The 20,948-nt window shown below is 59.3% G+C and carries 20 protein-coding genes; 8 read left to right on the top strand and 12 right to left on the bottom strand.

What is annotated here, in order from left to right; genetic code table 11:
* Positions 1-39: 39 nt before the first annotated feature.
* A complete protein-coding gene (locus C2E15_RS21595) occupies positions 40-195 on the bottom strand; it encodes a hypothetical protein (protein WP_167391834.1) in 156 nt (51 codons plus the stop codon).
* A 133-nt stretch (positions 196-328) separates the two neighbouring features.
* Positions 329-2,512 carry a TonB-dependent siderophore receptor gene (locus C2E15_RS05380; protein ID WP_104956454.1) on the bottom strand — a complete coding sequence of 728 codons (2,184 nt, stop codon included), beginning with the start codon at positions 2,510-2,512 and terminating at the stop codon, positions 329-331.
* 357 nt (positions 2,513-2,869) lie between these two features.
* Between C2E15_RS05380 and C2E15_RS05375 the strand changes: the two genes are divergently transcribed.
* From C2E15_RS05375 to C2E15_RS05360, 4 genes are read left to right on the top strand one after another with little or no spacing between them, the layout of a single operon-like run.
* Positions 2,870-3,823, top strand: a complete 954-nt coding sequence (locus tag C2E15_RS05375; protein WP_104956453.1) for a siderophore ABC transporter substrate-binding protein — start codon at positions 2,870-2,872, stop codon at positions 3,821-3,823.
* 7 nt (positions 3,824-3,830) lie between these two features.
* Positions 3,831-4,790 carry an ABC transporter permease gene (locus C2E15_RS05370; RefSeq protein WP_104956452.1) on the top strand — a complete coding sequence of 320 codons (960 nt, stop codon included), beginning with the start codon at positions 3,831-3,833 and terminating at the stop codon, positions 4,788-4,790.
* Entirely contained in the window at positions 4,780-5,784 is a 1,005-nt protein-coding gene (locus C2E15_RS05365) for an iron chelate uptake ABC transporter family permease subunit (protein ID WP_104956451.1), read from the top strand. Before C2E15_RS05370 ends, C2E15_RS05365 begins: the two co-directional genes overlap by 11 nt.
* Positions 5,781-6,545 (top strand): iron ABC transporter ATP-binding protein, encoded by a 765-nt coding sequence (locus C2E15_RS05360; RefSeq protein WP_104956450.1) that lies wholly within the window; start codon positions 5,781-5,783, stop codon positions 6,543-6,545. The genes C2E15_RS05365 and C2E15_RS05360 overlap by 4 nt, the downstream gene beginning before the upstream one ends.
* Positions 6,546-6,715: 170 nt before the next feature.
* Here C2E15_RS05360 and C2E15_RS05355 read toward each other — a convergent pair whose 3' ends face one another.
* Complete coding sequence (locus tag C2E15_RS05355) at positions 6,716-7,075, bottom strand: TehB family protein (protein WP_104956449.1); 360 nt, start codon at positions 7,073-7,075, stop codon at positions 6,716-6,718.
* A 282-nt stretch (positions 7,076-7,357) separates the two neighbouring features.
* On the opposite strand from C2E15_RS05355, the gene dbpA reads away from it, so the two are divergent.
* Positions 7,358-8,737, top strand: coding sequence for an ATP-dependent RNA helicase DbpA (gene dbpA, locus C2E15_RS05350; protein WP_104956448.1), 1,380 nt, complete (start codon positions 7,358-7,360; stop codon positions 8,735-8,737).
* Between the two features lie 53 nt (positions 8,738-8,790).
* Here dbpA and C2E15_RS05345 read toward each other — a convergent pair whose 3' ends face one another.
* Entirely contained in the window at positions 8,791-9,129 is a 339-nt protein-coding gene (locus C2E15_RS05345; RefSeq protein ID WP_104956447.1) for a cupin domain-containing protein, read from the bottom strand.
* A gap of 91 nt (positions 9,130-9,220) precedes the next feature.
* On the opposite strand from C2E15_RS05345, the gene C2E15_RS05340 reads away from it, so the two are divergent.
* Entirely contained in the window at positions 9,221-9,604 is a 384-nt protein-coding gene (locus tag C2E15_RS05340; protein WP_104956446.1) for a RidA family protein, read from the top strand.
* A gap of 31 nt (positions 9,605-9,635) precedes the next feature.
* Here the strand turns inward: C2E15_RS05340 and C2E15_RS05335 are convergent, their stop codons facing one another.
* Positions 9,636-9,839 (bottom strand): hypothetical protein, encoded by a 204-nt coding sequence (locus C2E15_RS05335; protein ID WP_128861369.1) that lies wholly within the window; start codon positions 9,837-9,839, stop codon positions 9,636-9,638.
* A gap of 264 nt (positions 9,840-10,103) precedes the next feature.
* On the opposite strand from C2E15_RS05335, the gene corA reads away from it, so the two are divergent.
* Positions 10,104-11,072 carry a magnesium/cobalt transporter CorA gene (gene corA / locus C2E15_RS05330; protein ID WP_104956444.1) on the top strand — a complete coding sequence of 323 codons (969 nt, stop codon included), beginning with the start codon at positions 10,104-10,106 and terminating at the stop codon, positions 11,070-11,072.
* A 566-nt stretch (positions 11,073-11,638) separates the two neighbouring features.
* Here the strand turns inward: corA and C2E15_RS05325 are convergent.
* Together C2E15_RS05325 and C2E15_RS05320 are read right to left on the bottom strand one after the other, a co-directional pair.
* The gene (locus tag C2E15_RS05325; protein WP_104956443.1) at positions 11,639-12,646 is read right to left on the bottom strand and encodes a LacI family DNA-binding transcriptional regulator; all 1,008 of its coding nucleotides are present in this window, start codon (positions 12,644-12,646) and stop codon (positions 11,639-11,641) included.
* 201 nt (positions 12,647-12,847) lie between these two features.
* Complete coding sequence (locus C2E15_RS05320) at positions 12,848-14,806, bottom strand: glucose PTS transporter subunit IIA (RefSeq protein ID WP_104956442.1); 1,959 nt, start codon at positions 14,804-14,806, stop codon at positions 12,848-12,850.
* A gap of 75 nt (positions 14,807-14,881) precedes the next feature.
* On the opposite strand from C2E15_RS05320, the gene C2E15_RS05315 reads away from it, so the two are divergent.
* Positions 14,882-15,091, top strand: a complete 210-nt coding sequence (locus C2E15_RS05315; protein WP_104956441.1) for a hypothetical protein — start codon at positions 14,882-14,884, stop codon at positions 15,089-15,091.
* A gap of 359 nt (positions 15,092-15,450) precedes the next feature.
* On the opposite strand, the gene C2E15_RS05310 is transcribed toward C2E15_RS05315, so the two are convergent.
* From C2E15_RS05310 to C2E15_RS05290, 5 genes are all read right to left on the bottom strand, one after another.
* Positions 15,451-16,335 carry a metal ABC transporter substrate-binding protein gene (locus tag C2E15_RS05310; protein WP_174705689.1) on the bottom strand — a complete coding sequence of 295 codons (885 nt, stop codon included), beginning with the start codon at positions 16,333-16,335 and terminating at the stop codon, positions 15,451-15,453.
* 21 nt (positions 16,336-16,356) lie between these two features.
* Positions 16,357-17,220 (bottom strand): metal ABC transporter permease, encoded by an 864-nt coding sequence (locus C2E15_RS05305; protein WP_104956440.1) that lies wholly within the window; start codon positions 17,218-17,220, stop codon positions 16,357-16,359.
* Positions 17,217-17,927 carry a metal ABC transporter ATP-binding protein gene (locus C2E15_RS05300; RefSeq protein WP_104956439.1) on the bottom strand — a complete coding sequence of 237 codons (711 nt, stop codon included), beginning with the start codon at positions 17,925-17,927 and terminating at the stop codon, positions 17,217-17,219. The genes C2E15_RS05305 and C2E15_RS05300 overlap by 4 nt, the downstream gene beginning before the upstream one ends.
* Positions 17,924-18,061, bottom strand: coding sequence for a hypothetical protein (locus C2E15_RS21590; protein WP_167391833.1), 138 nt, complete (start codon positions 18,059-18,061; stop codon positions 17,924-17,926). The genes C2E15_RS05300 and C2E15_RS21590 overlap by 4 nt, the downstream gene beginning before the upstream one ends.
* A 450-nt stretch (positions 18,062-18,511) precedes the next feature.
* Positions 18,512-20,947 carry a formate C-acetyltransferase/glycerol dehydratase family glycyl radical enzyme gene (locus C2E15_RS05290; protein WP_104956438.1) on the bottom strand — a complete coding sequence of 812 codons (2,436 nt, stop codon included), beginning with the start codon at positions 20,945-20,947 and terminating at the stop codon, positions 18,512-18,514.
* Position 20,948: the final 1 nt, after the last annotated feature.

Below are 20,948 nucleotides of genomic sequence, written 5' to 3'. Positions count from 1 at the left end.
ATCTTAGAATGATTGCGGCACAGAATAACAGCTAAACAATTAAAGTTTCATGCGACGATGAAAAAACGAGAAAGCGTTATTAATTTGCTTTACCGGAAAAAATAAACGCTTCCTTAATGCAAATTTGCGCCTTTTTAAGCGGGTCGGCGTTATTTTTTCTGTACGGTAAGCGCCATTAACGTTAGCCAGACGCATAGCCTGCGCCTTTGCGCCAGTGGCGAAATAATAACTGCGTTAAATTATTTGATTTAATTCAGCCGCGCTGCTGTCAGGGTAACAACTAAAAAGGCCCGCATGACGCAGGCCTTTTTTATCTTATTGCGCGTTATCAGAATGACAGGGTGACGCCGGCGTAATAAGCGCGACCCGGCTCGTTGTAGGTTGAGGCGCCGTCGTTTTCACGGTAGACGCGCTTATCAAGCAGGTTGCTGACGCCGGCGTTCAGGCGCAGATCTTTCATCAGATCGTAGTTGAGGTTCAGCCCGACCACGGAATAGGCGCCGACCTCTTTATCTGACATGCCTTCTTTGTTCTCTTTGTTGATTTCCGCATAGTGGCGTGGCTTCTGGCGGCCATACAGCGTCCAGTTGACGGTGGCGGAAAGCTTGTCGGTCACCTGATAATCCAGCATGTTGTTGATGGTATATTTCGGGATAATCGACAGCGGATTGCCGGTATCCTTATCTTCTGAGGTGATCATCCAGGTTACGTTGGTGCGCCAGGTGAGCGTATCTTTCACCAGCGGGATCAGCAGATTGCCCTCCAGCCCTTCCACCACCGCCTTGCCGCCGTTTTCCCAGCGCAGTACGTGATACCCGTCAGCGGTTTCGCCCACCAGATCGGTGCCGGAAACGATTTTATTTTTGTAATCGTTGCGGAACCAGGTGATGCCGGCATCATAGCCCTGATGGCTGAACTGCAGGCCGATCTCTTTGTTAATGCTCACTTCCGGATCAAGATTATCGCTGCCCATCAGGTAGCATTTCTCAGAAATACCTAACGGACAGCCGTTGCCTCGGGTAGAGAGCAGATAGCCTTCGCTGGACTGATAGAGGTTCGGCGCTTTAAACACGCGCGCGATGCCCGCCTTCAGCTTGATACTGTCGCTCAGCTCCTGAGAGAGGTTCAGGCTTGGGCTCCAGTTATTGCCGAACTTGCTGTGGTGATCCAGACGCAGGCCGGGGATCAGCGCGGTGCCCGGCAGCGGCTCGATATTGTCCTCAATATAGAAGGCGCTTAAATCGGCGCTGTTTTTGCTGCTGCGCTGGGCCGGATTACCGGAAACGCCGCCGACATCGATATTACCGGCGTCCACCATCGCCATCGAGGCGGGATCGTTCAGCTCTTCGCGGTTCCACTCCGCGCCCAGCGTGACGTTCTGCTCCACCAGCAGATCGAGCGGCATGACGATTTCACCGGTGGCGCGGTAGTTTTTCAGGCGGCTGGTCAGGTATTTGTCGCTGTTGATCATCCCTTCAACTTTACCGCCCGCCCCTTCGCCCAGCCGGGTGTTGTTGGTCTTCTCATACCAGAAGCCCAGTTTCGACTGGCCCCACTCCCAAATGCCGTTATGGGTGATGCCGTAAGACTGGCGGTACATACGGTTGGTTTCATGACCGTAGAGGCTGGCGATGCGGTCGCCAGGGCTGACGTTACTGTTACTGTACTGGGTGTCGCCCGCGTAGATATTGCCCTGGCGGCTGTAGCCGTAGCTGAAATCGACGATCTGCGTCGGCGTCAGCTTCCAGGAGACCACGCCGTTAATATCTTTATTACGCACCCCTTCGCGGCCGGCGGCATATGAGCCATTCTGCGCGTTGTTGATATCCCAGGCGTCGGCATCGGTTTTATTGATATTGCCGTAGAGGCGCATGGTAAGCGCGTCGCCTGCCAGCGGCCCGCTAAGGCTAAAGTTGGCACGTTTGGTGGCCCCCTCTTTATCATCTTCCGGCTGGTTGGTGAACAGCGACAGGCTACCGTGCCAGTCGTTGGTCGGCCGTTTGGTAATGATATTGATCACCCCGCCCGCTGCGCCGGAGCCGTAGCGCGCCGCCGCCGGGCCGCGCAGCACTTCGATGCGGTCAACCATCTCCGGCGGCACCCAGTTGCTATCGCCGCGCGTATCGCGTTCGCCGCGCCAGCTGTAGCGCACCGCGTTGCGCGAGGTGGTCGGCACGCCGTCAATTAAGATCAGGGTGTTTTCCGGCCCCATGCCGCGAATATCAATCTGACGGTTGTTGCCGCGGCTACCGGAAGCGCTGTTGCCGGTAAGGTTGACGCCGGGCATTTTGCGGATGATGTCGGAGAGATCGTTAACCGGCGGGCTTTTTTCAATGTCTTTAGCAGTGATAATCGAGACGCCGGGCTGCTGTTTAAGTTCTTCTTCCGCCGTCGCCCGCACCGTCATCACGCCGTCTTCTGGTACCCCGCCATCGGCCAGCGCCGCGCCGTGAACGCCAAGCAGCAGCAGCCATGCGCAAGGACGCATTTTGAAAGACTTTGTATGAATCATGCTACTAATCCCTGATAAATGTGTACGAGTATGTCAGGCCGATATGATAACGATTATTATTTCGATTACACCTGACCCAGGTCAATCTCCACAAAATCTCCACATTTACTTCGCCGCGAAAGTGCAATATGCGCAGGTTATTTTAATAAACACTTATAAATCAAAGAATTAAATAAATATCCTGTGAGCTTCCCTGTGACCACCTTGCCCAATTCTGCAATTTTCATCGCGACACAGGGGATGACAGAACGCTGTTCAAGGTGGCGCAACGCAGGTATGATTTGCGCGCCGCATCAAGAATGCGAATCATATGCATTAACGATTAGCCTGTGTCTGTTAACATTTTCAGGAGAGAAAATGCGCCTATCTGCCGTTTTTACCGCCTCGCTGCTTGCCGCCGCTCTCGCGCTGACCGGATGTGATGACTCCAGCGCCCAAACTGCCTCCGCCTCTGCGCGCAACGTGGAACATGCGCAGGGAACCACCGCCGTTCCATCATCGCCGCAGCAGGTGATTGTGCTGAATCCCGCCACGCTGGATAACCTTGATGCGCTGCACATTCCGGTGGCCGGCGTACCGAAAAACAGCGCCCACCTGCCCGCTTTCCTGGCGAAATATCAGGGCGAGGAGTATATGAACGCCGGCACGCTGTTTGAGCCTGACTATGAGGCGATCAGCAACGCGAAACCGGACCTGATTATTGCCGGCGGCCGCGCGCATGACGCTTACGATAAGCTCAGCGCCATTGCGCCAACCATTGCGCTGGATGTCGATCCGAAACAGTTCACGCAGAGCCTGATCCAGCGCGTACAGCAGCTGGGCGAGATCTTCGGCAAACAGGCGGAAGCGAAAACCCTGACCGACGCGTTTGACGCCAAAATCGCCGCGCTGCGCGACCGTAGCCAGCACGCCGGCAAGGCGATGGTGATAATGGTCAGCGGCGGCAAAATGTCCGCTTACGCCCCCGGCTCGCGCTTCGGCTTTATCTTTGATGCGCTCGGTTTCCAGCCGGCCGCCACCTTCAGCCAGGCAGGCAAGCACGGCAACGTCGTCACTTCTGAATTTATTATGAACGTCAACCCGGACTGGCTGTTTGTGCTGGACCGCGACAGCGCCATCGGTCGCGCTGAAGGCCAGTCGGCGCAGCAGGTGCTGGATAACGCGCTGATCCAGAAAACCAACGCCTGGCAGAACAAACATATCGTCTACCTCGATTCCGCCTCGCTCTATATCGCCGGCGGCATTCAGAGCTACAGCCGCCTGATGGATAACGTCAGCGCCGCGCTGGATAACGCCAAACCGGCGCAGTAATCGCATCATGACGCGATATCTTTTCGCCGCAGGCCTGGCGGTTCTGCTGGGCCTGATGTTCTGGAGCCTGTTCGTCGGCGTCAGTCCGCTGACGATGACCACGCTGTGGCATGATGCGGAGCTGCGCGACGTCTTCTTTATCAGCCGCGTGCCGCGCACCCTCGCCCTGCTGCTGGCAGGTAGCGCGGTCAGCGTCGCCGGGCTGATTATGCAGATGCTGACGCAGAACCGCTTTGTGGAGCCGTCTATCGCCGGCACCACGCAATCGGCCAGCCTCGGCCTGCTGCTGGTGATGATCGTCTATCCCGCCGCGCCGGTGATGGTGAAGATGGCGGTCGCCACGCTGTTCGCGCTGCTCGGCACCGGCCTGTTTCTGCTGGTGCTGCAGCGTATGCGTATTAAAACGCCGCTGATGGTGCCGCTGACCGGCATTATGCTCGGCGCGATCTTCAGCGCGGTGACCACCTTTCTGGCGATGGAGTTCGATCTGCTGCAGTCGCTGGGCAGCTGGGAATCGGGCGACTTTTCCGGCGTGCTGCAGGGCCGCTATGAACTGCTGTGGCTTACCGGCCTGCTGACGCTGCTGGCCTGCATCATCGCCGACCGCTTTACCGTCGCCGGCATGGGGCGCGAGTTCGCCGTTAACGTCGGGCTGAACTATCGCCGCGTGGTGTTTATCGGTATGGCGATTATCGCGCTGATCAGCGGCGTGGTGATTGTGGTGGTGGGCGTACTGCCCTTCCTCGGGCTGATCGTGCCCAACCTGGTGAGCATGACGATGGGCGATAACCTGCGCCGCACTATCCCCTGGGTAGCGCTGTGCGGCGGCGGGCTGGTGGTGCTGTGCGATATTATCGGCCGCCTGATCAGCTTTCCATGGGAGATCCCGGTCAGCGTGATCCTCGGCTGCCTGGGCGCGGCGGTTTTTCTGCTGTTGATTGTAAGGAGCCAACGCAATGCAGGCTGATACTCCGGTTCCTCATCGGGCGCGGCGCGGCCTGCGCCCGCGTTTCGATACCCCGGCGCGGCGGCTGGCGGGCCTCAGCGCGCTGGCGCTGGCGTGCATCACGCTGTTTATGACCATCAACCTTAGCGGCAATATCGGCTATATCCTGACGCATCGCGCCATGATCCTCGCCACCATGCTGCTGGTCGCCTTCGCTTCTGGCGTCGCCACCCTGCTGTTTCAGACGGTCACCAACAACCGCATCCTGACACCGTCGGTGATGGGGCTGGAGGCGTTGTTTATTCTGCTGCAGACGCTGCTGATCTTCTTTATCGACGCCAACGGCCTGCGCCGTCTCGGCGTCAGCGGGCAGTTTGTTTGCGAGGCGCTGCTGCTGGTTCTGTTCTCCACCTTTCTCTATCGCTGGCTGCTGGGGCGCGTCGGCATCAACCTGCACAGCGTGCTGCTGGTGGGGCTGGTGTGCGGCACGCTGTTTCGCAGCCTTTCCGGGCTGCTGCAGCGCCTGCTGGAGCCGGGCGAGTTCGCTATTTTGCAGAGCCGCATTTTCGCCACCTTCACCCGCGCGGCGCCGGAGATTATCGTGCTGGCGGCGCTGGCGACGCTGGCAACGGCATTCATTATCTGGCATATGCGCCACAGCCTGGATGTGATCGCGCTTGGGCGCGATATTTCGGTAGGGCTGGGCGTGCCGTGGCGGCGGCGCGTCACGCTGGTTTTACTGCTGATTTCGCTGCTGGTGGCGCTCTCTACCGCGCTGGTAGGGCCGCTCACCTTCTTCGGCCTGCTAGTGGCGAACCTCACTTATCAGCTGATCGGCTCGCATCGCCATCACTACCTGCTGCCCGGCGTGGTGCTGGTCGGCATTATTACACTGGTGGGCGGACAGGTGATTCTGGAGCGGCTGCTGCATATGGCGGGATCGCTGTCGGTGGTAATCGAGTTTGTCGGCGGCGCGCTGTTCCTCTGGTTTTTGATTAAAAAGGCGGCAGTGTGATTGAAGTAAAAGCGATCTGTAAAAGCTATCAGAATACGACGGTGCTGAACCGCATTACCGAATCGATTCCGGTGGGCGGCATCACCTCCATTATCGGCGCCAACGGCGCGGGGAAATCAACGCTGCTCTCAGTGATCAGCCGTCTGCTGACGGCGGATAGCGGCAGCGTCCTTGTCAACGGGCTGGAGGTGGCGAAAACCCCCGACGAGCAGATGGCGAAGGTGCTGTCGGTGCTGCGTCAGGAGAACCACTTTACCAGCCGCCTGACGGTGGAGGACCTGGTCGGTTTTGGCCGCTATCCCTGGTCCAAAGGACGGCTAACGTCTGAGGATCGCCAGCACATTGAAACGGCGATGGATTTTCTCGACCTGCTGCCGCTGCGCGCGCGCTATCTCGATCAGCTCTCCGGCGGCCAGCGCCAGCGCGCCTGCGTGGCGATGGTGCTGTGCCAGAATACTGACTATGTGCTGCTGGACGAGCCGCTGAACAATCTCGATATGAAGCACAGCGTGGCGATGATGAAACAGCTGCGCCGCGCGGCGGACGAGCTGCATAAAACCATTATTCTGGTGATCCACGACATTAACTTCGCCTCGGCTTACTCGGATCACATTATCGCCATGAAACAGGGTGAGGTGCTGTACCGCGGCACGCCGCAGGAGATTATGCGTCCCGAGGTGATTGAAGCGATTTTCGATACCAAAGTGCATATTGAAACGCTGCACGGCCAGCATATCGCTATCTATTATCGCCAGGCGTAGCGCGGCTTTCGCCGGGTCGATGAGAGGGGAACGCGCATATTGAAAGCCGGCGCGGCGGCAAGGCGGAGATCAGGGCGCCGCCGGCGTCCTGATAACGCCGGCGACAGAAAAGCCAGAGCGGCACGGCAGGCGCGTCGGATGGCGGCCTGCCGTAACGATCTCACCGGGGGTTATTCGCTTTTATGGGTGTTCACCACCTGACCGATGCCTTTACCCTGCAGCTCTTCCTGCGGATCGGCAAAGAAATCGATATTGAAGTAGGTGTCATCCGTCAGCACTTCCACATGGTGCCAGTATTGCGGCGGGCTGATGCCGAAATGGCCCGCTTCGATCACTACCTCGATTTCCGGCGTGGCATCATGCTCGTTGGCAAAACCATAATATTTCACCGCGCCCTGCATCACCGACAGGCGGCCGTATACCCCTTTTTTGGTGTTGTGATGGGTCAGCAGCGCGCGCGGCACGCTCTCTTTGTCCCAGAACGGCGTGGAGCGGGTATGAACGAAATGTTTAGGGATGCGATGTGCCATGATGATTTCCTCGTATGTTTTCATTACCCTCTGGAATGCAACCGCCATGCCAGCTTTTAAAAACGCTTTTTATCAACCAGATAGATAACACCGCCGCGTGCCGATTTGTTAAATCGACAGCCCGTTTTATTGTCTTTTCGACATGCTATTGTCGCACTGACACCTTTTTATGCTGTAATAAAGCGTAGTGGTTTTGCGCCTGCCCTTAACGCCTTTTACTGTCGGCGGCGCCATCTTCTGATAAACTGCAGGCCGCAAACCCGCCTGATTAGAGATTTTCCCGTGACTGCTTTTTCCACCCTGACGCAACTGCCCGCCAGCCAGCTCGATAACCTGCGCGAAATGGGCTTCGAGGCGATGACGCCTATCCAGGCCGCTTCGCTGCCCGCCATTCTTGACGGCCGCGACGTGCGCGCCCAGGCTAAAACCGGCAGCGGTAAAACCGCGGCGTTTGGGTTAGGCATCCTGCAACATATCGATACCGCGCAGTATCAAACGCAGTCGCTGGTGCTGTGCCCGACGCGCGAGCTGGCCGAACAGGTTGGCAATGAACTGCGTCGTCTGGCGCGCTTTACGCGCAACATTAAAATTCTGACGCTGTGCGGCGGCCAGCCGATTGCCGCCCAGCGCGATTCGCTGGTGCATGCCCCGCATATCGTGGTCGGCACGCCGGGCCGCATTCTTGATCATCTGAAGCGCGAAACGCTGGATCTCACCCAGCTGCGCTCGCTGGTGCTGGATGAGGCGGACCGCATGCTGGAGATGGGCTTCCGGGAAGATATGGAAGCGATCGTCAGCCATACGCCGGCGCAGCGCCAGACGCTGCTCTTCTCCGCGACCTGGCCGCAGGGCATTCTCGCTATTGGCGATCGCTTCCAGCGCGACGCGCTCACCGTGACCACTGAAGATGTCACCGAGCTGCCGGCGATTGAACAACACTTTTACGAGGCGAACAGCCGTGAAAAGCTGAGCCTGTTGATTGGGCTGCTAAGCCAGCGTCAGCCTGCCTCCTGCGTGGTGTTCTGTAATACCAAACGTGAATGCGATGATATCGCCTACGCGCTGGAAGATAGCGGCATTAGCGCGCTGGCGCTGCATGGCGATCTGGAGCAGCGCGATCGCGATCGGGTGCTGATCCGCTTTGCTAACGGCAGCTGCCGCGTGCTGGTGGCCACCGACGTCGCCGCGCGCGGTCTGGATATCAAAGCGCTGGAGATGGTGGTGAACTATCAGCTCTCGTTCGATCCGGAAGTGCATGTTCACCGTATCGGCCGCACCGCGCGCGCCGGCGAACAGGGCACGGCGGTCAGCTTTGTCGCGCCGGATGAGATGGTGCGCGCTCATGCGCTGGAAGATTATCTGCAGCAGCCGCTGGCGTGGTCCGCCGCCGCCGCGCTGAAAAACCAGCCGTCGCAGCCGCTGCCTGCGGCGATGATGACGCTCTGCATCGACGGCGGTCGCAAGGCGAAAATCCGTCCGGGCGACATCCTCGGCGCGCTCACCGGCGAAGCGGGCTTCAGCGCCGACCGCATCGGTAAAATCGATCTGACCCCGACTCACGCCTACGTCGCCATTGCCGCCGGTCAGGCGAAAGAGGCGCTGATCAAGCTGAAGCAGGGCAAAATCAAAGGCAAAAGCTGCCGCGCGATCCTGCTGAAGTAATTCGCCATCGCCTGTCACGCCGCGCCCTTCGTCAACCGGACGGCGCGGCTTTTTTATGCCAGATCGGTACGGTCGCCGCGCGTGGTGGGATGTGAAATCACCAGAAACTCTACCGGCTCCATACTCAGGTTTTGCGCCTGGTGCGCGCTGCCCGGCGGGATCTCCAGCCCCTGCTGCGTCGTTAACCGATGCTGCTCGCCCGCCAGCTCCATCGTCAGCTCGCCGCTCAGCACAAAAAAGAACTGCCGCGAACGGGTATGAAAATGGCGCACTTCGCGCCGGTCCGGCGGCATCCGCTCATGGATAATGCTCATATCCTGGCGTTTCAACAGATACCAGCCGTCGCACTGCTCGCCCCACTGATAATGTTCCGCGTTCTCTTTGTCGATCATCTCACTTTCCTGTCTGGCCGGTTTTCCTGCCGCTTAAGTCAGTCTATGCTGTTAAACGCTATGACATTTTCGTCATCAATAAGGAAACCACATGGGCATTGCTGAACGAAAGAACTATCCGCAGCTGGGTGAAGTGAAAGGCCCCTACGTGCATGCCGTTCGTCACGGGGAGACGCTCTATATTTCCGGACTGACGGCGTTCGGCAGCGATGCGCAGAAGGAAGGCATCGCCGCGCAGGCCGAGGCGATCTTTCACCAGCTAAACGTTATCGCCCGCGCTGAAGGCACCACGCTGCACGCCTTGCTGAAAGTGACTATCTTCGTCACCTCGCTGCGCGAGATCGACGCGTTACGCGCCGTTCTCTATCGTCACTTCGGCGATCACCTGCCCGCCAGCTCACTGGTGCAGGTCAGCCAGCTCTTCTCGCCCGATCTCTCAATCGAAATAGAGGCGATCCTGGCGCTGAACCACTAACGCGGCGGCAGGCCGAGCCGCCCGGAGGCGGTCAGTCGGCGTCGCGTGTTAACGCCGCCCCGTCCGTCAGGGGCAGCGTACTGTGCAGACGATGAAACAACGCCTCATCCGCCGCGCTCCACATCTCCCCCTTCCCTTTCAGCAGCTCGCGCAACAGCGTCGACCACTGACCGATACGCACCAGCTCTTCTGATGAAAAAACCGCTGACGACGCTTTCTCTGTTCCCACAGCCATAAACAACCTCATAGATCGACAAAAGATGTTCGCAGACGCCGGATGCTGACGCCGTCAGCCATGTTAATTCACCGTCATCGCCGCTGCCCAGCGCCCACGCGGCCGCAGACGCTTTTCCAGATTTTCTTTAGCTTTGCTGACGACGTTGTTACAGGCGGATACGTTAAAATGCGGCACGTGACGACGCCCGCCTCTCCCTTTCCGCTGCGTTAGCGACTACCCTTAACCGGGGATAAAACCATTCAGTAAGGGAGCCGTGAAACTATGGTTGTGAACAGTATCGTTTATCGCAACGGAGAGCGTGGGGAAGTCATCGACCCGGAGAACATCAGCGACGTGATGAACGATCCTGATGCCTTTGTCTGGCTGGGGCTGTATCAGCCCGATCCGCCTTTTATGAAGAAGATGCAGGAGGAGTTCGGCCTGCATGAACTGGCGATTGAAGATGCGTTAACCGCCCACCAGCGTCCGAAGCTGGAGCAGTATGGCGAATCGCTGTTTATCGTACTGAAGACGGCGCATCTGACCGAAAAACACCATATCGAATTCGGCGAAACGCACTTTTTCGTCAGCAAAAAATTCCTGATTACCGTGCGCCACGGCGCATCGGAAAGCTATGCGCCGCTGCGCCAGCGCGCCGCCGAGCGCCCGGAAATGTTGAGCAAAGGGGTAGGCTTTCCGCTCTACTGCATCTTCGATTTTATCGTCGATAACTACAGCGATATCACCGCCTCGCTAAGCGAGCGCATCAACGAGATGGAACGCGCCATGTTCCGTACCGAATTCGACCGTAAATCGGTGCAGCACGTCTATACCCTGCGGCGACAGCTGCTGGCGCTGCGCAACGCGGCGATGCCGGTGGATGAGATCTGTAACCAGCTGATTCGCCTGCATGAGGATATCATTCCCAAGCCGCTGCGCGCCTATCTGCGCGACGTGCAGGATCATGCGCACCATGTCGTCACCGATACTGACGACATGCGTGAAATTCTTACCAACGCCATGCATGTTAACCTGGCGCTGGTGACGGTACAGCAGAACGAAGTGGTGAAAAAGCTGGCGGGCTGGGGGGCGATTCTGGTGATCCCGACGGTGATTTTCAGTATGTACGGCATGAACTTCGAGAGTATGCCGGAGATCCATTCTCCCTTCGGCTATCCGGCGGCGATAGGTGGCACGCTGCTCGCCTGCGCCGCACTCTATTGGCGGCTAAAACGCGCAGGCTGGCTGTAACCGTCACGGGGGCCGGGGCGGCATCACACCGCCTCGCTCCCGCCTTGCCGTTGCAGGCGCCGTTGTTGCGGTTAATGAGGCCGTGGCCGGTGCGGTCGCCTTGTTACAATTGATGTGGTCTTTATGTGCCGTTGTTACGGTTGATGTGCCCGTTGCGGTCGCTGTTAATGTTGTCGTTGCGGTTAATTTGACCGTTGGTGTGGCCGTTGAAGTTTCTTACCCACGCCGTGCTGCCCAACTCAAAGCGGTGGGAGCCCGGGCAGAGGAGTAAAGCGTCCCGCGCCAGGGAAGGCGCGGGCCGGGCAGTCAGGGATGACGAATTGCGTCTTTACGATCTGACCGGGCTCCCGGCGCAGGCACTGACCTTTTCAGTCCCACACCGGCGCTAAAGTTTCCCGCCCGGCACCGGCGCTGACATTTACAGTCCGGCACCCGCGCTAACGTTTTCCGCCCGACACCGGCACTAATGTTTTCAGTCCGACACCGGCGCTAACGTTTCCCGCCCGACACCGGCGCTGAAGTTTTCTCCTTCCCCCCATGCCAAAACTTATCTGCCAACGCCATCTTCACTCCTCAGACGCACAACGTCCCACTGACTCACGCACCACCAGCGTCCCGCACAACGCCGTACAGGCAGGATCATTATTGGTGTTCAGGATCCTTTCCACTGCGGTCTGGATCATTTGCTCAATAGGGATATCGAGCGTCGTCAGCGCCGGCGTAAAAAAACGGCCCACATTGGCATTATCAAACCCGGCGACCGACATGGCTTCCGGCACCGCCAGCCCCTGCTCTTTCAACGCCTTAATGGCACCTAACGCCATATCGTCGTTAGCAGCAAGAACGGCGCTAAACCGCTGCCCGCCCGCCAGCAGCGCCTGCGCCGCACGGTAACCGCTCTCCATACTCCAGTCGCCCTGCGCTAACAGCGCATCGCTATCATCCACTCCGCTCGCGACTAACTTATCCTGCCACGCCTGCTGCCGCGCCATATTGCTGGGCGACGGCATCTTGCCGCGAATATAAGCGATACGCCGATGCCCCTGCGCCTGCAGATAATCCATCATGATCTCGCTGCCGCGATAGTGATCGATAAACACCGCATGATCGGGCGAGGCGGCCAACTGCTGATTCAACACAATTATCGGCACCGGACTCTCGCTGATAATCTTCGCCAGCTGCGGCGCAGGAATATGCCGCGCGTAAACCATCACGCCGGCACATTTCATACGCACCAGAAAATCGATGGCGTTCATCTCCTCTTCATCGCTCTGCTTACCGTCGGCGAAAATCAAACGATGATCGTGCGCTTCACAAAACTTCGCCGCGTTATAAACCAGGGTAGAAAAAAAGGGGCCGTTATAGACCGCGTTGGTTATCACCAGACCAATCAGGCTGCTTTTCTTCGTCGCCAGCTGCTGCGCCAGCAGATTAGGCCGGTAGCCCGTCTCCGCAATGGCTTTGTACACCAACGCTTTTACCTCTTCCCTGACGACATCCTTTCCATTCAGCACGCGCGATACTGTTGATTTGGAAACGCCAGCACAGCGCGCCACGTCAAGCATTGTCACCATTACAGCCTCGCTTTACGGCAGCTTTGTCAAAAACTCCCCGGCAAGGGAGCGGCTAAAACGGCGCCATTATATCGCAAAGCGAAGCGGACGCCGCAAGGTTATGCCGTGCGCCGCGCCGCGTTTTGCGAGGTTGATTTTACCGTTGCGCGCCAGCGCGCCAGAGAGGAGGAACGGCGCGGCCGCTAAGCCGCGCCGCCCGTATCAGCTTACCGTCATCACCGGCGCGCCGGAGGCGACCGGGCCGTCATTAATACATTTGGTCATGCGGTACTCCTCGCTATTCATCACCAGGAAGGGGGTAGTGATGTCATAGCCGGAGGCGACGACGGCGCTGCGCTGAAAGCGGATCAGCGGCGTGCCCGCCGTTACCCTGTCGCCCACCTTCACCAGCGTCGAAAAATGCTGGCCGCCAAGGTTTACCGTATCAAGCCCGACATGGATCAGGATCTCCGCGCCGTTATCACACACCAGACCAACCGCATGATGACTGTCGACAGTAGAGGCGACCTCCGCGTCGCAGGGCGCGACGATCACATCCTCTTCCGGCACGATAGCGATACCGTCGCCCAGCAGGCCGCCGGCGAAACTCTCATCGTTGACGCTGGTCAGCGGCAGCGCCTTGCCCGTCACCGGGCTCATCAGGGTTAAGGTTTTGCCCGCCACGGGCGCGGCGGAGACGGCCGCACTTGCGGAGGCGGCGCGCGCTGCACCTGTAACAGCCGACGCGGAATTGGCCGGGCCGGCGGCCGATCCGGGAGCGCTGCCGCCAACGCGAGGCGCAGCCTCATCCTGCGCCTGCGGCTCGCGGAAGCCAACCAGGAAGACCAGAATAAAGGTCACCGCCAGCGTGACCAGCACGCCGGTCAGTTCGCCGATAAAGGACATCGGATTCTCCGGGCTGATGGCGTTAACGATGGTCAACACGCCCGGCAACCCGGCATAGGCGTAGTAATAACTGCCGAACAGGCTGGTGACGATAGCGCCCACCGCCCCGCCGATACAGCCGCAGATAAAAGGCTTTTTCAGCTTCAGCGTGACGCCGTAGATCGCAGGTTCGGTGATGCCGAACACGCCGGTCAGCCCCGCCGACCAGGCGACGGTTTTAAAGCCGCGCTGCTTCGCTTTAATCGCACAGGCGAACGCCGCCGCCATCTGCCCGACCACCGCCATGGTCTGGAAAGCCTGGAATGAATCGCGGCCATGCAGATCGAAGTTCGCCATCACTACCGGTGTAATGCCCCAGTGTACGCCGAAAATCACAATCACCTGCCAGACACCGCCGATCACCGCCGCCGCCAGCGCGGGCGCAGTATCAAACAGCCAGTTGTAGCCCATCGCAATGGCGTTGGCGAGGCCGGAGGTCACCGGGCCAATCAGCACCAGCGTCAGTGGCACCATAATTACCGCACAGATCAGCGGCGTAAATAGCGGCGCCACCACCTGCAGCAGCACCCGATCTACCAGCCGCTCCAGATAAGAGAGCCCCAGCACCAGGAACAGCGGCGGCAGTACCGACGAGGTATAAACCGTCTGCGCCAGCGGCAGCGAGAAGAAGGTCACCGCCTCGCCTTTGGCGATCTGCGCCGCCAGCGTCGCCCACTCCGGGTTAATCAGCGCGCAGCAGCAGAACAGCGCAATAAACATATTGCACTTAAAGAACTTCGACGCGGTGACGGCGATAAAGACCGGCAGAAAGGCAAAGGGCGTCCAGGAGATAAAGTTCAGCACGCTGAAGGCGCCGGTCTGCTGAAAGGAAGGCAAAAAGTAGTTAACGGTAATCAGGATGCCCTGCAGGATCCCTGCTGCCGCCAGCACGTAAATAATCGGCGCGAACACAGCAGACATGGTAGCGATCACCGTATCGAGAAAGCGCCGTTTTTCATTGCCGTGCTGCAGCTTGTCAGGATCGACAATCGCCGCCAGCGCGTCATACACGTCTGCCACATGTGTGCCGATTACCACCTGGAACTGCCCGCCACTCAGCACCACGGTAATCACCCCCGGCAGCGCCTTGATTTTTTCCGCCGCGCCAGGCGGCGTCTCTTTCAGCACCAGACGCAGACGCGTGGCGCAGCGGGAAAAGCTAATCAGGTTGGTCTCGCCGCCCGTCTCCTGCAGGATATCAGCGGCTAATCTGGAATAATCTCGTATTTTTCCCATGGTCAGTCCCGGTAGCTGAATAGTTGAAACCGGTTTCAGCCTAACATTGCACTCTGCGGCTGCAACCGGTTTCAAATGGATCTGTGCATCGCTTCGCAGTTTTTTACGATCGGTAAAACGGCGAGAAAAGCAGCGCTTCAGGCGCTAAAAAAGGCCGCCGGGCAAGGGAAACACAGCACGGAAAAAGGAGAAAAGGCAGGCGAAACAGGCTGGCGAGTGAGTTTTGCAGCCGCAGCGGAAAGAAAAATGTTGTTCACGAACCCGGCGGGAATGGCCGAACGTTAAGATAAGAAAGTTCAGTGAACAAAAATTGCCGCGTACACTCTGTGACGGCGTTGAGAAACGGGCTTTATTCACCAACGGCGGCGAAAAGCGCCAAACATCAGGATAAGCAAAATCAGTGAAGAAAACCTGCCGCGCACACTCTGTGACGGCATTGAGAAACTGTCTTTATTCACCCATTTCGGCGAAAAGCGTCGGGCGGCCATAACAGGCGCGTTCAGGAAGGAAAAGCTGACGGACACGCTTTTGTAACCGCGCCGGCATGGAAAGCGCTATTCACGGATGGCAAAAGGTCCCGCACGGGGAATAAATAGAATAACTGTCAGTAAAAAGGGGAGGCGTGCAGGCCTCCCCTCTCGTTGTTATTTCATGCTGGCGGAAAGGGTGTCGACATTATGTTTAAACGCCGCCGCGTAGGTCGGCGCCGGGCCGTTCTCTTCACTAAGCGCCTCCGGATACGGCTCGCCGCCCGGCTGCGCGCCGCTGGCGGCGGCAATCTGCTTCACCAGGCGCGCATCGGTCTGGTTCTCAATAAAGTAAGCCGCGATCTTCTCTTGCTTAATCTGCTGGATCAGCTTGCCGACATCGCTGGCGCTCGCCTCCGCTTCGGTGGAAAAGCCGACCGGAGAGAGGAAATGGACGCCATACTCGGCGGCGAAGTAGCCAAAGGCGTCATGACTGGTCAGCACCTTACGCTTGCTGGCCGGCACCGCGGCAAAGGTTTGCTTCGCCCAGCGGTCCAGCGCCTCCAGCTGCTGAATATAGGCGCCGCCGCGCTGCAGGAAATCGTCTTTGTCCTGCGGATCGGCGGCAATCAACGCGTTCATCACGTTGCGCGCATAGATAGCGCCGTTTTTCGCGCTGTTCCAGGCGTGCGGATCGGTAACGTTCTGCCCCTCCTCTTCCATGCTGCGGGTCGCAATGCCATTCGACGCGGTGACGACCTCACCTTTATAACCCGAGGCCGCCACCAGGCGATCCATCCATCCCTCCAGCCCCAGCCCGCTGACAAACACCACGTCAGCCTTGTTTAATGCCAGACTATCCTTCGGCGACGGCGCGAAGGCGTGCGGATCGCCGTTGCGGCCTACCAGTGACGTAACCGTCACATGATCGCCGCCAACCTGCTTAACGATATCGGCCAGCACGGAGAAGCTGGCGACGGCGGTAACGGTTTTCGCCATCAGCGCCGGGCTGATGACCATTAACAGCGACAGCGCGGACGCTTTTACCCTTCTGGAACGCATGTGTAACTCCTTACCCTGTCATTATTGGATTCTGTTTTTTAATAAGCGGAAAACCCCTTTTTCTGCGCCGAACAGCACGGAAATCAGGAAGATCAGGCTGGCGGTCAGTACAATCGCCGGGCCGGCAGGCAGCGACTGATACCAGGACCAGCTCAGCCCTATAAAGGCGCTGGCCATGCCGGTTAGCACCGCCAGCAGCAGAATATGTGGCAGGCGGTTCGACCAGCAGCGCGCGGCAATCGCGGGCAGCATCATCAGCCCGACCGTCATCAGCGTGCCGAGGATCTGAAAACCCGCCACCAGATTCATCACCACCAGCGCCAGAAACAGCGCATGGATCAGCCGGGGCAGCTGGGGACGGCGCACCTGCAAGAAGGTCATATCAAAGGCTTCTGCCACCAGCGCGCGGTAGCCGATCGCCAGAATCAACAGCGTCAGGCTGGCGATAATGCCGATAAAGGTAAGCGCTTCTCCGTCCACCGCCAGCAACGAGCCGAACAGCAGATGCAGCAGATCGACCCCGCTGCCGCGCAGCGAAACCAGCGTGACGCCCAGCGCCAGCGAGCCAAGATAGAAACCGGCGAAGCTGGAATCCTCGCGCAGCGTGGTAACGGAGCTGACCCAGCCCGCCAGCAGCGCCACCAGCAGACCGGCGATAAAGCCGCCCGCCCCCATCGCCAGCAGCGACATGCCGGAAAGCAGGTAGCCGATAGCCACGCCGGGCAGCACCGCGTGCGACAGCGCATCGCCGATCAGGCTCATGCGCCGCAGCAGTAAAAAGACCCCCAGCGGCGTTACGCTAAGCGAGAGGGCGAGACAGGCGACCAGCGACCGGCGCATAAAACCGAACGTGGTAAAAGCGTCGAAAACATGCAGGCTGCTCATCGCGGCGCCTGCGTCGTTGTACAAAGGATGGCAGGCGTCAGCCGCGCATGGCCGCCGGCCAATACCCTGGCGGTGCTGCCCCAGTGATAGTGCCCTTCATGCAGGAAAAGCAGCTGCGGAAAATGACGCTCGACCACCGGCTGGCTGTGCAGCACGGTGATGATGGTTTTGCCCTTGCGATGCAGCGCGTCGATCACCTGCAGCAGCAGCGTGCTGGTCTGGCTATCGATGCCGGTAAAAGGCTCGTCCAGCAGCAGCACCTGCGCGTCCTGCACCAGCATGCGTGCAAACAGCATGCGCTGAAACTGGCCGCCGGAGAGCTGGCTGATGGCGCGTCCGGCCAGCGGCGTCAAGCCCACCTGCGCCAGTGCATTATCGATGCGATCGCGCATCGCGCGGCCCATACCGCGCAGCATACCGGTCGACGGCCAGCTGCCCATCGCGACAACATCGCTGACGCGCAGCGGAAAGTGGTGGTCGATATCGCTTTGCTGCGGCAGCCAGGCGATCTGCGGCTTGCGCTGCCCATAGCGCACCGTACCGCTGACGGCGGGCAGCAGCCCGGCCAGGGTTTTCAGCAGGGTCGATTTCCCGGCGCCGTTGGCGCCCATGATTGCCGTCAGGCTGCCAGGGGCGAAACGGCCGCTCAGCGGCTGGCTCAGCGCCCTGCCCCGGTAGCCTGTCACCAGGTGGTTTAGCTCAATCATGCGAGCGCGTCCGCCCAGTAAATCGCGCCCCACAGCGCGGCCAGCAGCAGCACGACGCCGCAGGCGCGCGTCAGCGCGGAGCAGGCCAGTAGCGAGAGGCCGGCGCGTTGAAAGGATAAAATCAAATCGGACATAGGTTACTCAATATCAGGCTGTTGCCGCACGGTCAGCGGCAGGGGATCAGGGTTCGCAAGGGCGCGCAGGTTTACCAGGCGCAGCGCCCGCCGCCGGGTTATCAGACACAGCGTCCGCCGCCGGGTTATCAGACGCAGCGCCCGCCACCGGGTTATCAGACACAGCGCCCGCCACCGGGTTATCAGATACAGCGCCCGCCACCGGGTTATCAGACACAGCGCCCGCCGCCGGGTTATCAGGCGTATCGCCCTGCCACAGGCAACAGCGGCAGCACGCGGCCTCGCTGAATTGATTATGTTATAACATAACAATAATTAAAAGCAAAGCGGGCCAATGAGGTGGCAGGAGGGTAAAAAAGCGGGCCGATAGCCCGCTTAGAGGAGGAGCGTATTACCGCGGAACGGCCGCCTGCTGCCTGCTGCCTGCTGCCTGCCGCCTGCCGCCTGCCGCTACGCCAGCGTATGCTCGGTACGCGCGATAATATCGTCCTGCGCATCGGGCGACAGCGCGGTGAAGAAGGCGGAATAGCCCGCCACCTTCACCACCAGATCGCGATAGCGGTCCGGGTGCTTTTTCGCCTCGATCAACGTTTCACGCGACACGATGTTGTACTGAATATGCCAGCCCTTATGATCTTCAAAGAAGGTTCGCAGCAGCGCCATCAGTTTCTGCCGATCGCTCTCATTATCCAGCGTCGCCGGATTCAGCTTCTGGTTCAGCAGCACACCGCCGAGGATAGCGCCGGTCGGCAGCTTGCCTACCGAGCCGATCACCGCTGTCGGCCCAAGATGGTCGGTGCCGGAGGCGGGGCTGGCTCCTTCCGCCAGCGGGGTACCCGCTTTGCGGCCGTCGGGCGTCGCCATGGTCTGTGCGCCGAACGGCACGTTGGCGGAAATAGAGGAGGTGCCCGCATAGTAATTGCCACCGATCGGGCCACGGCCGTGACGCGGGTTATGATAGTGTTTAATTTCGTCGATATAGGTCTGATACGCGCGCACCAGCAGCGCATCCACGCTATCGTCATCGTTGCCGTACTTCGGCGCGCCGTTGATCAGCCGCTGACGCAGCTGTTCATGAGTCAGCCCGTCGAAATCAGCCGCCAGCGCCTGCGCCAGCTGCTGTTGCGCGATGGTGCCCTGCTCAAACACCAGCTTTTTCACCGCCGCCAGGCTGTTGCCGAGGTTGGCGATGCCCACCTGCAGGCCGGAAACCCAGTCATACTTCGCCCCGCCCTGCTTAATGCTTTTTGCGCGCTCGATGCAGTCATCCACCAGCGCCGAGCAGAGAATATCGTGTGCATTCTCCTCCAGTACGGTATCCACCACATATTCAATCTCGATCGATTTACGGGTGTAGTAGCGGATCTGCTTATCCCAGCAGGCCAGCACCTCAGCGAAATCGGTAAAGTTGCCTTTTGACAGCGCCTGCGCCTGCGGCAGAAACACCTTGCCGCTGGTGGCGTCGCGGCCCCCTTCCAGTGCCGCCAGCATCACCCGCGCGAAGTTGATAAAACTCATGCCGGTGCAGCGGTAGCCCCATTTGCCGCCGACGGCGGTTTCGATGCAGCCGATGGCGGCGTAGTCCCAGGCGTCCTCCGGCGTGACGCCGAGCTTAATAAATTCGGGGATGACGATCTCATCGTTGTTAAAGGCGGGCATGCCAAAGCCACAGCGGATCACCTGTACGCAGGCATCGAGAAAATCGTCGCTCATACCTGCGTGGTAGCGCACGCTGAGGTTCGGCTGCGTGGAGCGCAGGCGGCCGCACGATTCCAGAATGGCGTAAGAGAGCGGGTTCACCGCATCGACGCCTTTGCCGTCGCGCAGCGTCTGCCCGCCGATGGTGACGTTCTGATAAAGCGGGCTGCCGGCGGAGGCTTTAGAGTGGGAGCCGGAGCGGATTTTGTTCACTTCCAGCAGCTTCAGCCAGCAGCCGTGTAGCAGCTCAATCGCCTGCTCGCGCGTCAGCGTCTGCTCCAGCTCCACGTCGCGGCGGTAAAACGGATAGAGATACTGGTCCATGCGGCCGAACGAGACTGAATGGCCGTTGGATTCGATTTGCAGCATCAGCTGGATAAAGTAGCAGAGCTGCAGCGCCTGCCAGAAGGTTTTCGGCGGCTGGTGCGCGATCACTTCGCAGTTTTCCGCGATGCGCAACAGCTCCTCTTTACGCGCCGGACGCGTCTCCTGCGCCGCCATGCGCCGCGCCAGATCGGCGTAGCGGATAATATGATCGCTCACCGCCTCCAGCACGATAGCGATCGCCTTCAGGAACTGTTCGCCATGCAGATCCTCCAGCACGGTGAGGTTAAGGCGGCTGCGGCGCTCCGCCACCTTTTCCCGCAGGCCGTCCAGCCCTTTCTCCAGCAGCAGCGGATAGTTGACCGCCAGATGCGCATCGCCGGAAGTCATATTGCCTTCGGCTTTAATGATGCCGGTCGCCAGCAGCGCCTGCTGCTCATCGGTGAACATGCCGTAGCAACGATCCTGCACCGTCTGGCCGCGCCACCACGGACAGATGGCATGCAACACGCGCTTATTCTCCTCCGAGACCGCAAAACCGGCACCGGGACGATCGGCCAGATCGTCGATCTCTTTTTCGATCCAGCTGACGGTATATTCCGGGAAGATCGGCGCGGCACGCACTTCGCTCGCCTGGTTGCCGATGATCAGCTCGTCATGCTTAATCCACAGGGTGCGGTTGGCGAGGTGGTAAGCCAGCGCCAGCGCCCGGCGCACCGGTACCGGCTTATCCATATTTTCCTGGCAGATTTTGGTGTAGTGCGCGGCGCGCTCGGTACATACCGGCGGCTTGACGATATGCACCAGCGCGTCTTTGTGGGCCTTAATACGTTCGCTCAGGGTATCGAGTTTCAGAGTCGTCATC

This window comes from Mixta gaviniae (assembly GCF_002953195.1).
Classification (GTDB): Bacteria; Pseudomonadota; Gammaproteobacteria; order Enterobacterales; family Enterobacteriaceae; genus Mixta; species Mixta gaviniae.
This window is presented reverse-complemented; position numbering and strand designations above follow the sequence as displayed.